Below are 15,422 nucleotides of genomic sequence, written 5' to 3'. Positions count from 1 at the left end.
CTCCTAGAACTCAAGCTATCTGCTTAGAAATTTGTCTCGAAGACTTATTAATACGGGCGTCAGAGGTAACTCTCACGCCCGTAAATTTGTATTTAGACTTGTCGATCTAGATAATAGCTTTATTCGGCATTTCAGCCGGCAGAACTTTTATCTAGATTGATACACAGACTACTGAAGTGATCATTCGGTAGTAGCAATTATTTTGGTGACCTAGAACATGTCAAAACGTGATTTTTACGAAGTATTAGGCGTAAGCCGCGATGCATCAGAGCGCGATATTAAAAAAGCGTACAAACGCTTAGCGATGAAATTCCACCCGGACCGTAACCAGGGTGACGAAACCGCAGCAGATAAGTTTAAAGAAGTAAAAGTAGCGTACGAGATCCTAACTGACTCTCAAAAGAAAGCAGCTTACGACCAATACGGTCACGCAGCCTTTGAACAAGGTGGCATGGGCGGCGGCGGTGGTTTCGGCGGCGGTGGCCAAGGTGACTTCGGCGATATCTTCGGTGACGTATTTGGCGATATCTTCGGCGGCGGTCGTCGTGGTGGCGGTCAACAGCGCGCACAACGCGGTTCAGATCTACGTTACAACATGGAGCTTTCTTTAGAAGAAGCGGTTCGTGGTGTTTCTAAAGAAATCGAAGTACCAACTCTTGTCGAGTGTGATACTTGTGACGGTAGCGGCGCGAAAGCGGGCTCTTCTGCACAAACATGTGGCACTTGTCATGGCCACGGCCAAGTACAAATGCGCCAAGGTTTCTTTGCGGTTCAACAGACTTGTCCTACTTGTAATGGTAAAGGCAAGATCATCAAAGACCCATGTAACTCATGTCATGGTCAAGGTCGCAAACAGAAGACGAAAACACTTAACGTTAAGATCCCTGCTGGTGTTGATACTGGCGATCGTATTCGTCTATCTGGCGAAGGCGAAGCGGGAGAGCAAGGCGCTCCAGCTGGCGACCTGTACGTACAAGTACACGTAAAAGAACACAACATCTTTGAGCGTGACGGCAACAACCTTTACTGTGAGGTTCCAGTAAGCTTCTCAATGGCTGCTTTAGGCGGTGAAGTTGAAGTTCCTACACTGGATGGTCGTGTAAACCTTAAAGTGCCAGAAGAAACACAAACGGGCCGTATGTTCCGTATGCGTGGCAAAGGCGTGAAAGGCGTTCGTGGCGGCGGTGTGGGTGACCTAATCGTTAAGCTAGTGGTTGAGACTCCAGTTAAGCTAAGCTCTCGCCAAAAAGAACTACTGCGTGAATTCGAAGAAACATGTTGTGGTGAAGCGGCAAGTAAGCATAAGCCAAAATCTGAAGGTTTCTTTAGCGGCGTTAAAAACTTCTTCGATGACCTAACTAAGTAATCAATTCATTGATGTATTAGGTTATTGATACTTTAGGTTGTTGATAATATTAGAAAAGCCTGCTCATGTAGCAGGCTTTTTTGTGTCTGTAGGTTAGAGAAAGAAGCTCATAGAGGAAAGAATTGAGGTTGCACAGATAAATTCTAGAGCCCTTTGGTGGTTGCTCTTGTTACTTCCAACACGCTTCTGGCTCTGAAACGCCAGAATGGTGTAGCTCCAAAATATCGGTCGTTGAGTCTAAGCAGTCATCGTTTGTCTGTGGGGCGTGCGGCTCAGCTTGAATAGTATAGGTGGTGCTGCTTGCTGAGATAGCGAGCGTGTATCGGCTTGTATCGGTATCGCAAAAACTGCATGTCCCGGTGGAAATAATCCCTTGCGCTGCGGATGCATAATCGCCCACATATAGTGTTTCCATCTCTAATTGTATCTTGGTCATGTCGGCTAACGCGGTGACACGATGCGCCTTCATGACATGGTTGGTATAACTCGGGTAGGCGATTGCCCCAAGTACTCCCACGATGACCACTGCCAGCAATAACTCGATCAATGTCATCCCTCTCATACTTATGTTGTTGCTGTTGCATATATTTTTTCGAATCATCGCGAGTAGTTTCCTTTCATAGCTCAGCCCATTCTTCTCCGGTGGTAGCATCGCTGCAAGATTAAATGCGGTTACGCATTGAGTTACATAGGAATTTGGGAAATGACTCGCGGGTTTACTTTGTTAGAGCTGTTAATAACAGTATCGGTACTGTCGATACTGATAGCGACGGCTGCCCCTAGTTTTAGTTCTCTGTTAACGTCCTCCAAAATTCAAAGACTCGCCCCTGAGGTTCATGGTTTCTTGGTTACTGCGCGATCCGAAGCCATTGCCCGAAATCAAGAACTACACCTTCTATTTTTGGTTTCGAATACGTTAGGTGCGATTGAGGATACAGAAGGTGAGTGGGATTTGGTTCTCAGCACTACCGCTTCTTATGTGCCAGGTAATGTGGTGATGCATCTTGATGGTTCAGCCTATCAAGATATCACAGTCTCGTTCAGCTTTTTAAATCAGAACTCAATCTCTATTGATGGAGTAAGAGGTCGCTTTATTAATGGTAACGTCACCATAGCTTCAGTGAGTACACCGTCTGAAGAACTTTCTATTAAGGCATCAAATACAACAGGGCGTATTCGGATTTGCAGCAGCGACCCTAATAGCTATGGGCGCAACAGCATTGGTCACTATGGTTATGAGATCTGCAACTAAGCTTGCTCAAGGTAGTACCTTGGTAGAAATGATGGTGGCCTCTGCTATAGGCGTGATTGTTATAGGGACGATTGGTAGTGTGTTCATTACTAACCAACGTCTAAGCTCAGAGAAAAGCCTGGAGGTGCTCCTTTCACAAAACTTGTTCTCCACTGCACAAATGATGAAAGAAGAGATTTTGCGTGCCGGATATAACGCCAATGCCGGACAGTCGGTAACGTTATCAGGTGCACCAAATACGATTTATGCCCAGCAAGTCAGTGCTGATGAAGCTTATCTTGGTTTTGTTTATCTGCAAAATAGTACCTCATCTGCTTATCGAAATATTGTTTATCAGTTCAAAGACAATAAGCTCAACTACTGCCTTGGAGAATCGACCGATCTTTTGGCTATCGATGAAAAGCCATTTAGCAATGCAAGCGGTGATGTGACGATGATGTGTCAAAGTTTGTTCTTCGAACGACAAATTCAGATAGATGCGTTCTCTGTTTCTGTGGAAGACATATCGAGCAGTCAGGCGAGTTCTCAAAGGATCAACATGACGCTTGAGGCGTCGTTAGTGAATGCGGATTTGAGCCAAAAAGTGATGACATCCGTTGTGCAAAGGAACTGGCAATGACGAGTGATAAGCAACAAGGAGCGATAACGCTGATGTTAGTCAGTATTCTCTTGATTGGTGTACTGATCGTTTCTCTTGGTTCATTTAAGGTCACGTTCTATCAAATCAAGCGGGCGCAAAATGAGGTCCAAGCGCGCAAAGAACACTGGCGATCGGAAGGGGGCTTAGAGTGTACCTACTCCTACTTACTTGAATTAGACAAGACAATTGCTGATATCAAAGACGCGAGTACTCGTCCTGCAGATTTTTCTGATTGGTGTTCTCCTTACGAAAATAAACCGCAGATCGAAATCTCGGATAGTGCAATTTCTAGCGCTTACATCGTAGCGTCATCCTCAAACGTACAGTCACTTTTTAAGACAATAAGAGAAAGATCTCAGCTCGGTAGTGGGGCGATTCAGTCTACTGGTCCTATCGAACTTATTGGAACTTTGAGCCTGAAGCCGACAGCGAAAGAAGACCCTTTAAGTGGCAATGAATATGAGTGTGTCAGTGTCTCTTTTGCTGATCTGTTCACCTATCAATATAACGAAACCCATAGTAATTCAGGACAGGCATTAGGGTTAGAGGTACTCGATCCTATTGCTGATGGTCCATTTTCTGGCTTCGATGGCATTTGCCATAGCGACTATAAAACAGCGATCCCTAAAGGCGTTTCTGGTAGCTCTTATTCGATCTATGCCCCTGATTATTATCAAGGAACCAATCCAGCGCCTTTTAAGAAGGACTTTAATCCGGATCCGAATATGAATCCCTTTTACACCTTTTTTGGTGTTGTTAAAACCGAGCAAAATATTGTCGACCTGTCACAAGATACGGATTTGTTTAAGCATGTTCAGCTATTGAATGCGACTGAGTGCGGCACTGAGATTATGGAGCACTTTACGGCAGGGCAAACCAAGGGGCTGTGGGTTGAAGGCAACTGCCATATTAATGCTGCGGTTGCGGCCACAATCAATCCATCACAGCTGTTGGTTGTGCAAGATGGTGTGTTGGCACTAAATGGAGCCATGGCTTACAACGGAGTGATTTATCATTTGGTCGATTATCAAAAGAGCCATGTAAAAACGCGTGTCGATGACTTTTGGAAGAACCTTTTGCCGAATAACGTATTTGCGCCTTTTATTAAAGACATAGATAACGCCAGTGTCGTCAAAAAAAGTGTCGGGATTCAGTTTGCATCTGGTTTGCCTTCTGGTGGCCTTATTTTTGATTCACCTGCAGGTGTGACGACCATTGTTGGTGACATGGACTTAGATTTTCGTGCGGATTCTAATCCGATTGATCTGCCTTCAACTTATCAGTGGAAGCGAGGATCATGGAATGATTTCTAAGAACTCAGGTTTTAGCTTGATAGAGGTTCTTATCTCTTTTCTGTTGATTGGCGTTGCCTCGTTAGGTCTGGTTAAATTGCAGGTCTACGCTGAACAAAAATCGGATTTTGCGCTCCACAGCGTAGAGGCGCTGCATTTTGCTGAAAGGCAGATGGAGTATTATCGAACTCGGGTATCTAATGCGAGTGGGGCGGTAGGTTTAATTCCTTTTTCGGAACTAAATCAGGCGAGTCACTGTCTCAATAGAGGCAGTTCAGATCCTTTATCCGGTTTGTCGGGTTCTGCCTATGCCATGACCTGTGAAGTGACTAATGCAGGCGGTGCTTTGTCCGATGCGTTAAAAAATATTACTGTCACAATTGCATGGCGAGATCGTATGAACCATGCGCAAAGTATTTACCTCGAAACTATGCTATCCAAATACAGTGAGTTTGATTGACCTACAAGCAAACGTTTACTGCATGCCAAGGCTCATGCCACTTCTTTTACTGATAATTTTCACTCCTCGGACATTGTTTGCGTGCTAGTTAAAACTCTGTATATGGAATGGTGTTTTTTGTGTTTTTATATTGTTGTGGTTGTATGGTATTTTTGCAAAATATGTCTCCATTTATGGAAAATCAGGTGGAATCTTGTGCTTTTTAACAACGACTTTAATAGAATATGTGCTGTACCAATAGGCCGTGGTCAAAACTTATATTAGGCCTAAACAAAACAACATCACATATGGAGTTACAATGAGTAACCAAGCCGTAAAAAAAGCACCATCGACTGAGAAGATCAGTGGCATGGACCGCTTTCTAAACTTCATTGAACGCGCCGGCAACAAAATTCCAGATCCAGCAATTCTGTTCTTCTGGGCTCTAGTTATTGTATGGGTAGCATCTGCACTTTTATCGAATCTTTCATTCGACTTAATCAACCCTCAAACGGGTGCTGCTCTTGAAGTAAACAACCTACTAACTGGTGAAGCACTTGCTAGCTTCCTAGCGAATATGGTTACCACGTTCACAGGCTTCGCACCTCTAGGTATCGTACTTGTTGCTATGCTAGGTGTAGGCGTTGCTGACTCTTCAGGCTTCATTACGACTGGCCTTAAGAAGATGCTTAACTTCACGCCAGCTAAGCTACTAACGCCAATGCTAATCCTTGTTGCTATCGTGTCTCACACAGCAGCAGATGCAGGTTACGTTCTAGTCATCCCTCTTGGCGGTATCATCTTCCACGCTGCGGGTCGTCACCCTCTAGCGGGTATTGCAGCAGCGTTTGCTGGTGTATCAGGTGGTTTCTCTGCGAACTTCATCCCTTCAGGTATTGACCCGTTACTAGCTGGTTTCACTCAAACAGCGGCAAACGTTCTTGACCCTGAATACGTGATTAACCCTCTAGCGAACATCTTCTTTACTGGCCTATCTTCAGTTCTTATTGTTGCTATCGGTTGGTACGTAACTGAGAAAATTATCGAGCCTCGCCTTGCTAATACGCCAGTTGATGAAGATGCAGAAGCGGCACCTGATCTTGGTACGTTCACTGCAATCGAATCTAAAGCATTCCGTTACGCTGGTTGGGCAATGGTTGCGGGTATTGGTCTGCTTATCGCGGCTCTAGTTCCTGAAAACTCAGCGCTTCGTTCACCTGAAGGTGAGCTAACAGCGTTCTCTGCTCCAGTTATGAAGTCTATCGTTCCTCTGATCTTCATCCTGTTCATCATTCCAGGTATCGTCTACGGCCGTGTAGCGGGTACTTTCAAGAACAGCAATGACGTAATCAAAGCAATGTCAGAGACAATGGCTACGATGGGCGCATACATTGTAATGTCGTTCTTCTGTGCACAGTTCCTATCTGCATTCGGTCAATCAAACATCGGTACAATGCTTGCGCTTTACGGTGCTGAAGGTCTGAAAGCGATGGACCTTCCTGGTGAAGCAACGGTTGTTGGTATGATTCTACTAACGGCTTCAGTCAACCTGCTTGTAGGTTCGGCTTCGGCTAAGTGGGCGCTTATCGGTCCAATCCTAGTTCCAATGCTAATGGTCGTGGGTATCTCTCCTGAGCTATCTCAAGCGGCTTACCGTGTAGGTGACTCAGTGTCTAACATCATCTCTCCACTAATGGTGTTCTTCCCACTGGTTGTTGTTTACTGTCAGCGCTACGTTAAGTCGACAGGTATTGGTACTCTAGCTTCTCTAATGATGCCATTCTCGATTGCCATGCTAATCGGTTGGTCTTTGTTCTTGCTAGCTTACTGGGCTCTTGGTATCCCACTAGGTATCCAAGCACCTTATACTTACACTATGTAAGATTGAACTAAGCGATATTAAGCTTTACTCATTCCTAAGCCCGCACCGAAATGTGCGGGCTTTTTTTTCGCTATCTTTTTCTATTTTTTTATATCAAAAACTTTTTATATTCAAAATAAAGGCACTCAGCTTATAATCCGGATTACGGCTAATTGTTGGCCGGTAAATTTAGGAAATCCAAGCCACATGAAAATTCTGCTTTTAGTAGGGTTAATTGTTTTAAATGGTCTGTTTGCCATGTCAGAGATTGCATTGGTAGCAGCAAAAAATAGTCGGCTGAAACGCTTAGCCGAAAAACACCGTTCCGCTCAGATTGCTCTTGAGCTCAAAGAAAACCCAACCCGCTTCCTCTCGACTATTCAAATCGGTATCACAGTAATCGGCCTGCTCAGCGGTATTGTGGGCGAGGCAACGCTATCGGCTCCACTGGCCGTTCAACTTGAACTATGGGGACTCGATCCAACACAAGCGAATATCTTGTCTACTGCGGTTGTGGTGGTGGGTATTACTTATTTCGCCATCGTTGTCGGTGAGTTGGTACCAAAGCGTTTTGCTCAATCTCAAGCTGAAAACATTGCTGTGTTAGTCGCGCTGCCAATCTTCTGGTTATCTAAAATCGCGACGCCGTTTGTGTTTGCGCTGTCGGCTTCTACGGAAGGCATTCTCAAGTTGATGGGGCGAGGTGGTGACGAAGATAGCGTAACTGAAGATGATATCCATGCACTTGTGAAAGAGGGTTCTGAATCGGGTGTGATTGAACGCGGCGAACAAGAGATGATTCGTAATATCTTGCAGCTTGATGATCGCCTTGTGAGCTCTTTAATGACTCCGCGTCGAGACATCGACTTTTTGGATGTCGACCAACCAGTAGAGCAAATCTTAAAGAAACTACGTTCATCAAAGCACAGTGTGTTTCCATTGTGCCAAGATCACCTCAATAAAGTGGTGGGTACGGTGTCAGCCAAAGCCTTGCTGAATCAGGCAGGCAATCTAAGCATTCAAGTGATCATGGGGCTGTCTCGCTCACCGATCTATGTTCCAGAATCGATGAAAGCTCTGCGTTTACTTGGCTACTTTAAAGAGTCGGGTACTGAGATGGCATTCATTGTCGACGAGTATGGCGATGTTCAAGGTCTTGTGACTCATTACGATATTCTTGAGGCGATTGCTGGCGAACTATCGAATAACCCGAACGATCTTTGGACTGAGCAAGTGGAAGACGGTTTGCTGGTGGATGGATTGATTCCGATCAGTGAACTGAAAAACCGTTTAGAGCTGTCGGATTCTGAGGGTGAAAGCGAGAGCTTCCAAACGTTGAATGGCCTTGTGACTTGGCTAATAGGACGATTACCTGATGCAGGCGAGGTTGTTCAATACCAACAGTGGCAGTTTGAAATTATCTCTGTTGAGAACAATCGCATTGTGAGCATCAAAGCGACGCCAATAGCCGAGAGCATAGAAGACGTTAATAGCTAACAGTTCGACCAACTAGCAAGCGGCAATCGTTCATTGTCTCTTGTTGTCTATTATCTCTTTATTGTTCATTATCACGAAGATTAGGTATGCTTCACCGCATACCTAATTTCGTTTTAATCCTTTGTTTTCTGGAGTTCCCTTTGTCAGACCATCAATTCACCCCTCAAGATGAAATCTTCATGCGACGCGCCATCGAGGTAGCTAAGCAAGCAGAGAGTGAGGGAGAGGTTCCTGTGGGTGCTATATTAGTGAAAGATGGGGAGATTATCTCTGAAGGGTGGAACCGTTCGATTGGCAGCCACGATGCAACGGCACACGCAGAAATTGAAACTCTGCGTAAAGCGGGTCAAACCTTAGAAAACTATCGCCTGCTCGATACCACTTTATACGTCACGCTCGAGCCTTGCCCAATGTGTGCAGGTGCTTTGCTACACAGTCGAGTAAAGCGCATTGTGTTTGGCGCTCCAGACTTAAAAGCGGGCGCTGCAGGTACAGTGTTGAATTTGTTTGAAAGTCAGGCCTCATACCACTATGCCGACGTTGAACATGGCTTGTTAGAGGAAGAGTGCCGTGAGCAATTACAATCGTTTTTCAAGCGTCGTAGAAAAGAGATAAAAGAGAAGCGCAAGCAAGAACGTCTGCTGGAAGAGCAGCGTGTAGAAGCAGATATGAAGGCTGGTAACAAGAAGTAGCAGCGAGCTATAGGCACTCTCAATCGCACGAGTGCCAAGCAAACTGACTTGGTAATTACATTTACTCAGCAATCATCTGCATGAAAGCGCGATTGCGCCAAATGATCTTCTTCTTATTATTTGAAAGCATACGCTTACGACGGTTTGCAGCAACGGTCTTATCAAGGCGTTTCGATTTCAGTTTCTTCATCATTTCAATGATTTCCTATGTGTCGTCTGACTTTTTAGTTTGGACTAACGATTTAATTATAGTGTTATTCGTTTGTTTGGCCTGTCGCACACTTGGCTTACTTAGAAGAGCTGTTCTAGTCTAAAGCCAGCATCGCAGTGCAGCAGAGCATAATCTTGATTGTGGTGTGCCGTTATAAGGTTCGATTGTTACTGCAATATGACACTCGAGATCTGATCATTATTTTCCTGCCTGTGTCCCTTATCCTGTAGCGACGAAAGAAGAGTCGAAAAAAGCAATAAAAAAGAGCAATGCTAGATGGCATTGCTCTTTTGGTTTTTACTGCGAAGGCTCAGAACTGCTTACTGTCGATTGAGCTGCGCTGATACTTGATTCAGCACCTGAGGTTTCTAAAGGTGGGATCACCACCAAACCTTCAAGGCTTGCTTCTTGTTCTTTATTACGCTGATTTACATGGCCAATAATGCTCTGGTAATAGCGGCGAATGTTCTCAACGTAATTCCTTGCTTCATCACCACGCGCATAGCCGTATCGAGTTTGGCTGTAGTACTTCTTCTGCCTCAACAGAGGAAGTCGATCTTTTACATCACCCCAAGCGTCAGGGTTGCCGCCTTGTGCTTTGGTTAAGCGGCGAGCATCCATCATGTGACCGTAACCTACGTTATATGAAGCGAGGGCAAACCAGATCTTTTCATGTTGAGTAATAGAGTCTGGAACTCGGTTAACGATACGGCGCAGGTACTCGACACCGCCTTGTACTGACTGTTTCGGGTCAAGACGATTGGTAACACCTACGCTCTTCGCGGTTGGCAGCGTCAACATCATCATGCCTCGAACACCAGTAGGAGAACGCGCGACTGGGTTCCAGTGTGACTCTTGGTATGCCAAAGCAGCAATCAAGCGCCAATCAAATTCTTGCGAGTATTGCTGAAATAGTGGTGACCATTTAGGTAGCTTACTATCCAATGCGCGGATAAAGGCACGAGTATCAACGTAGTCAAAGGTACCAATGTGGCCGATGTATTTCTCTTCCAGTGAAGCCAGTTCACCAGACTGTTTAAGGTTACCGAAGAACTCAATCAGCAATGCATACAGACTCTCATCTTCTGAACGCTCTAAGTACCAAGAGATAGGTTGGTCTTCTGTTAGTTCAAAAGCCAAAGCTACATCAGGGTATAAACGCTGCGCCAACGAGAGCTCAATGGAGTCTGCAACGGTAAACAGTCGCTCTCCGGTTGATACTTCTTTTAGCAGGTCATTGATGTCCGCATTACCGACCGCATCGTAGATAAAGTCATCGTGTATGTTCTGAAGCTGTTTTAGTGTTGGTTCAAAGTGTGAGTCTTTCACCACAACTAAAGATGGCGTCAGTGTTTCATTTGATGCCGTTTCTTCTGATTCAGATTGTTCTTTTACAAATTCGGCCTGACGCTCGTTCTCAAACTTGATCAGTTGATCGAGGTTTCTTGGTCGCCATTGACCTTTCTTGTACACTACTTGTTGGCTTACATAGTAATAAGCAGGTGCGGCGCGATAAGCGCGTGTCAGGTTGTTATTTTGCGTTAAGCCAGTCGCGATAAGATCGATCTCACCTTTCTGCAGTGCAGGGAACAAGCCAGACAAACGGTAAGCGGGTTTAACCTCAAGCTTTACACCAAGCTCCTGCGCAAACTCACGAGCTAATTCGTAATCTAAGCCGGCTGGGCCATCAGGACCGATGTAATAAGAGAGTTGGTTATTTAGGGTGCCGACACGAAGAACGCCACGATCTCGTATCTGCTCAAGGACACTTTTAGGTTCAGATTCAATCTGACATCCAGCCAACCCAACTAGGGCGATGGTGAGCAGAAGGAACTTAGACGAAAAGATGAGCGTAAATTTAGGCATCAAAATGAAATCTCGAAAAGTGGAAGCCCCTTTATACCAAACCCCGCAAGGCTGGCAAAGCAGGTTTAATTAAACAGTTGTAAAAGTGGTGATAAATGCAGCAAAAGTACCATTTACGGAGAAAGATAAAAAAAATCACGCAAACGGTTGCTTTTGGTGTTACGTCACAAAAAGAAATGCTTTATAATGCGCTCGCATTGAAGAGGTGGAATCGGCATAGGTTTGGCAACCTTCGGGAATAGCTTCGAAGAAAACAGTTAGGTTGTTCCTATAACCCACTGAATTTATTCCAATACTACCTTAATCAACTGCATAAGAGACGTAAGCACATGAGAATTTTGCGTGGCTCCCCAGCTCTATCTGAGTTTCGTGTTAACAAGCTTTTAGAGCTTTGTCGTGAATTAAGCTTACCTGTAACAGGTATTTACGCTGAGTTTGCCCACTTTGCTGATCTAACGGCAGACCTAGATGAGTCTGAAGTTGAGAAGCTAGAAAAGCTACTGACTTACGGTCCAACGATTGAAGAGCATGAACCTGAAGGTTTACTGCTGCTTGCAACGCCACGCCCGGGCACTATCTCGCCTTGGTCTTCAAAATCAACAGATATCGCACATAACTGTGGACTGGCTAAAGTGTCACGTCTAGAGCGCGGTACTGCTTTCTACATTGAAACCTCTGCTGAACTTTCTGAGCTTCAACTTGTTGAGCTGAAAGCAATCCTGCACGACCGTATGATGGAAGTCGTTTTCACTGACTTCGAATCAGCGGCGGCGCTTTTCACTGTTGCTGAGCCTGCTCCTTATGCGGAAGTTGACCTATTAGCTGGCGGACGTAAAGCGCTTGAAAAAGCAAACGTTACCCTAGGTCTTGCTCTTGCAGAAGATGAGATTGATTACCTTCTTGAAAGCTTCACTGAGAAGCTAGGTCGTAACCCGACTGACATCGAGCTAATGATGTTTGCACAAGCGAACTCAGAGCACTGTCGTCACAAGATCTTTAACGCTGACTGGACTATCGACGGCGTTAAGCAAGAAAAATCACTGTTTAAAATGATCAAAAATACGTTTGAAGTTACTCCTGATAACGTACTTTCTGCATATAAAGATAACGCAGCAGTTATGACTGGCTCTGAAGTCGGTCGTTTCTTCCCAGATCCAGAAACTCGTCAGTACAACTACCACCAAGAGAAAACACACATCTTGATGAAAGTTGAAACGCACAACCACCCAACGGCAATCTCTCCATGGCCGGGCGCATCTACAGGTTCAGGCGGTGAAATCCGTGATGAAGGCGCAACAGGTATTGGTGGTAAACCAAAAGCTGGTCTGGTGGCGTTCTCTGTATCTAACCTTAAGATCCCGAACTTCGTTCAACCTTGGGAAACTGACTTTGGCAAGCCAAGCCGTATCGTTACTGCTTTGGATATCATGCTTGAAGGTCCTCTTGGTGGCGCGGCATTCAACAACGAATTTGGTCGTCCAAACCTACTAGGTTACTTCCGTACTTACGAAGAGAAAGTAAACTCTCACGCAGGTGAAGAAGTACGCGGTTACCACAAGCCGATCATGCTAGCTGGTGGCCTAGGTAACATCCGTGATGAGCACGTTCAGAAGAAAGAGATCCCAGTAGGTGCAAGCCTAATTGTTCTGGGTGGCCCTGCAATGAACATCGGCCTTGGTGGCGGTGCGGCATCTTCAATGGACTCTGGTTCTTCTTCTGAAGATCTTGATTTCGCTTCTGTTCAACGTGAAAACCCAGAGATGGAACGTCGTTGTCAGGAAGTGATCGACCGTTGTTGGCAGCTAGGTGATGCGAACCCAATCGCATTCATCCACGATGTGGGCGCGGGCGGTATCTCAAATGCACTTCCTGAGCTAGTAGACGATGGCGAGCGTGGCGGTATCTTCAACCTACGTGACGTGCCAAACGATGAGCCGGGCATGAGCCCACTTGAGATCTGGTGTAACGAATCTCAAGAGCGTTACGTAATGGCGGTTGCTGACAAAGACATGGCAACGTTCGACGCTATTTGTAAGCGTGAGCGCGCACCTTACGCTGTGGTTGGTAAAGCAACAGAAGAACGTGATCTTAAATTAGAAGATTCTCACTTCGACAACACGCCAATCGACATGCCAATGGACATCCTATTAGGTAAGACACCTAAGATGCACCGTGACGCGAAAACGCTAAAAGCGAACAACCCTGCGATTGACCGTTCTGGTATCGAAATGAACGAAGCGGTTGACCGTGTTCTTCGTCTACCAACAGTTGCTGAGAAAACATTCCTTATCACCATCGGTGACCGCTCGGTAACTGGCCTTGTTGCTCGCGACCAAATGGTTGGCCCATGGCAGGTTCCTGTTGCTAACTGTGCTGTAACTGCAGCAAGTTACGACTCTTACCACGGTGAAGCGATGTCTCTTGGTGAGCGCACGCCAGTAGCTTTACTAGACTTCGGCGCATCGGCTCGCCTAGCAGTTGGTGAAGCAATCACAAACATCGCTGCGACCAACATCGGCGATATCAAACACATTAAATTGTCGGCTAACTGGATGTCACCTGCGGGTCACCCAGGTGAAGATGCAGGTCTTTATGAAGCGGTGAAAGCGGTGGGTGAAGAACTATGTCCAGCACTGGGTCTAACTATCCCTGTGGGTAAAGATTCAATGTCGATGAAGACCAAGTGGGAAGAGAACGGCGAGCAGAAAGAAGTAACGTCTCCGCTATCTCTTGTTATCACTGCGTTCGCACGTGTTGAAGATGTTCGTAAGACGATTACGCCTCAACTGCGCACTGACAAAGGTAACACAAGCCTAGTTCTTATCGACCTAGGTAACGGCAAAAACCGTCTAGGTGCAACGGCACTGGCACAGGTTTACAAGCAGCTTGGTGACAAGCCAGCAGACGTAGACAACGCAGCGCAACTGAAAGGTTTCTACGAAGGCGTTCAAGCACTTGTTGCTAACGACCAAGTTGTGGCTTACCACGATAAAGGTGACGGTGGTCTATTCGTAACACTGGCTGAAATGGCGTTCGCAGGTCACTGTGGTGTTAATGCAAATATTGAAGCGCTAGGCGAAGACACACTAGCAGCGCTATTCAACGAAGAGCTAGGTGCGGTAATCCAAGTTCGTAACGACGACCTAGACGCAGTACTTGCTACGCTTGCAGCAAACGGTCTAGAAGCGTGTTCACACGTAATCGGCTCTGTTGAAGCATCTGATGAGCTAGTGATTAAGTCTGGCGAGTCTGTAGTAGTTGAACGTAACCGTACTGAACTGCGTACTATCTGGGCTGAGACGACGCACAAAATGCAAGGTTTACGTGATAACCCTGTATGTGCAGATCAAGAACACGAAGCGAAGAAAGACAACTCAGACCCAGGTCTGAACGTGAAACTAAGCTTTGACGTAAACGAAGACATTGCTGCTCCTTACATCAACACGGGCGCTAAGCCTAAGATGGCAATTCTACGTGAGCAGGGTGTTAACTCTCACGTTGAAATGGCAGCAGCATTCGACCGTGCAGGCTTCGAAGCGACTGATATTCACATGAGCGACATCCTAACGGGTCAAGCGGTACTCGAAGAGTACAACGGCCTTGTGGCTTGTGGTGGTTTCTCTTACGGTGATGTACTGGGCGCTGGTGAAGGTTGGGCTAAATCAGTTCTGTTTAACGATTCGACTCGTGACCAATTTGAAAACTTCTTCAAACGTGAAGATACTTTCTCTCTAGGTGTATGTAACGGTTGTCAGATGTTGTCTAACCTGCGTGAACTTATCCCTGGAGCTGAATACTGGCCACGTTTCGTTCGCAATGAGTCTGAGCGTTTTGAAGCACGTTTCAGCCTCGTTGAAGTTCAGAAGTCTGATTCTGTATTCTTCAATGGCATGGAAGGTTCTCGTATGCCAATCGCAGTTTCTCACGGTGAAGGCCGCGTAGAAGTGCGTGACAATGACCACCTAAATGCGATTGAAAACTCAGGTACGGTTGCTCTACGTTACGTTGATAACAACGGTAACCAAACGCAGCAATACCCGAACAACCCGAACGGTTCGCCAAACGCTATCACTGGCCTAACAACGACCGATGGCCGTGTGACTATCATGATGCCTCACCCAGAGCGTGTATTCCGCACGGTTGCAAACTCTTGGTCTCCAGAAGGTTGGGGCGAGAATGGTGCTTGGATGCGTATGTTCCAAAACGCTCGTAAGAATGTAGGTTAATCACTTTCATACAGATCGCATTAATCTAGGCTAGGTTAATCAAAAATGAAAAGCGTAGATCGAAAGGTCTGCGCTTTTTT

At 45.8% G+C, this 15,422-nt stretch carries 12 protein-coding genes; 9 read left to right on the top strand and 3 right to left on the bottom strand.

Going from position 1 to position 15,422, the window contains the following annotated elements; all coding sequences use genetic code 11:
• Window positions 1-217: 217 nt before the first annotated feature.
• The gene (gene dnaJ, locus L4C44_RS18295; protein ID WP_048608049.1) at window positions 218-1,366 is read left to right on the top strand and encodes a molecular chaperone DnaJ; all 1,149 of its coding nucleotides are present in this window, start codon (window positions 218-220) and stop codon (window positions 1,364-1,366) included.
• Window positions 1,367-1,535: 169 nt separating this feature from the next.
• Here dnaJ and L4C44_RS18290 read toward each other — a convergent pair whose 3' ends face one another.
• Window positions 1,536-2,018, bottom strand: coding sequence for a type IV pilin protein (locus tag L4C44_RS18290; RefSeq protein ID WP_428805529.1), 483 nt, complete (start codon window positions 2,016-2,018; stop codon window positions 1,536-1,538).
• Between the two features lie 51 nt (window positions 2,019-2,069).
• Here L4C44_RS18290 and L4C44_RS18285 point away from each other — a divergent pair, with 51 nt between their 5' ends.
• From L4C44_RS18285 to tadA, 7 genes are all read left to right on the top strand, one after another.
• A complete protein-coding gene (locus tag L4C44_RS18285) occupies window positions 2,070-2,618 on the top strand; it encodes a GspH/FimT family pseudopilin (protein WP_428805528.1) in 549 nt (182 codons plus the stop codon).
• Window positions 2,602-3,237: a PilW family protein gene (locus tag L4C44_RS18280; protein WP_428805527.1), complete on the top strand. Its 636-nt coding sequence runs from the start codon at window positions 2,602-2,604 to the stop codon at window positions 3,235-3,237. The genes L4C44_RS18285 and L4C44_RS18280 overlap by 17 nt, the downstream gene beginning before the upstream one ends.
• Window positions 3,234-4,571 carry a hypothetical protein gene (locus L4C44_RS18275; protein WP_428805526.1) on the top strand — a complete coding sequence of 446 codons (1,338 nt, stop codon included), beginning with the start codon at window positions 3,234-3,236 and terminating at the stop codon, window positions 4,569-4,571. The genes L4C44_RS18280 and L4C44_RS18275 overlap by 4 nt, the downstream gene beginning before the upstream one ends.
• Window positions 4,561-5,010 (top strand): type IV pilus modification PilV family protein, encoded by a 450-nt coding sequence (locus tag L4C44_RS18270; RefSeq protein WP_146491364.1) that lies wholly within the window; start codon window positions 4,561-4,563, stop codon window positions 5,008-5,010. Before L4C44_RS18275 ends, L4C44_RS18270 begins: the two co-directional genes overlap by 11 nt.
• 298 nt (window positions 5,011-5,308) lie before the next feature.
• Window positions 5,309-6,871, top strand: coding sequence for an AbgT family transporter (locus L4C44_RS18265; protein ID WP_060983336.1), 1,563 nt, complete (start codon window positions 5,309-5,311; stop codon window positions 6,869-6,871).
• A gap of 186 nt (window positions 6,872-7,057) precedes the next feature.
• Window positions 7,058-8,347 carry a hemolysin family protein gene (locus L4C44_RS18260; protein WP_428805525.1) on the top strand — a complete coding sequence of 430 codons (1,290 nt, stop codon included), beginning with the start codon at window positions 7,058-7,060 and terminating at the stop codon, window positions 8,345-8,347.
• Window positions 8,348-8,433: 86 nt separating this feature from the next.
• Window positions 8,434-9,039, top strand: coding sequence for a tRNA adenosine(34) deaminase TadA (gene tadA / locus L4C44_RS18255; RefSeq protein WP_371714501.1), 606 nt, complete (start codon window positions 8,434-8,436; stop codon window positions 9,037-9,039).
• 61 nt (window positions 9,040-9,100) lie between these two features.
• Here the strand turns inward: tadA and L4C44_RS18250 are convergent, their stop codons facing one another.
• Window positions 9,101-9,232, bottom strand: coding sequence for a hypothetical protein (locus tag L4C44_RS18250; protein ID WP_017059878.1), 132 nt, complete (start codon window positions 9,230-9,232; stop codon window positions 9,101-9,103).
• A 315-nt stretch (window positions 9,233-9,547) separates the two neighbouring features.
• The gene (gene mltF / locus L4C44_RS18245) at window positions 9,548-11,116 is read right to left on the bottom strand and encodes a membrane-bound lytic murein transglycosylase MltF (protein ID WP_146491366.1); all 1,569 of its coding nucleotides are present in this window, start codon (window positions 11,114-11,116) and stop codon (window positions 9,548-9,550) included.
• A gap of 329 nt (window positions 11,117-11,445) precedes the next feature.
• Between mltF and purL the strand changes: the two genes are divergently transcribed.
• Window positions 11,446-15,342 (top strand): phosphoribosylformylglycinamidine synthase, encoded by a 3,897-nt coding sequence (gene purL / locus L4C44_RS18240; RefSeq protein ID WP_428805524.1) that lies wholly within the window; start codon window positions 11,446-11,448, stop codon window positions 15,340-15,342.
• The last annotated feature ends 80 nt before the right edge of the window (window positions 15,343-15,422 follow it).

This window comes from Vibrio satsumensis, assembly GCF_050337435.1.
GTDB lineage: Bacteria > Pseudomonadota > Gammaproteobacteria > Enterobacterales > Vibrionaceae > Vibrio > Vibrio satsumensis.
Note: the sequence above shows the minus strand (reverse complement) of the source record. Positions and strands in the feature narration are given on the sequence as shown.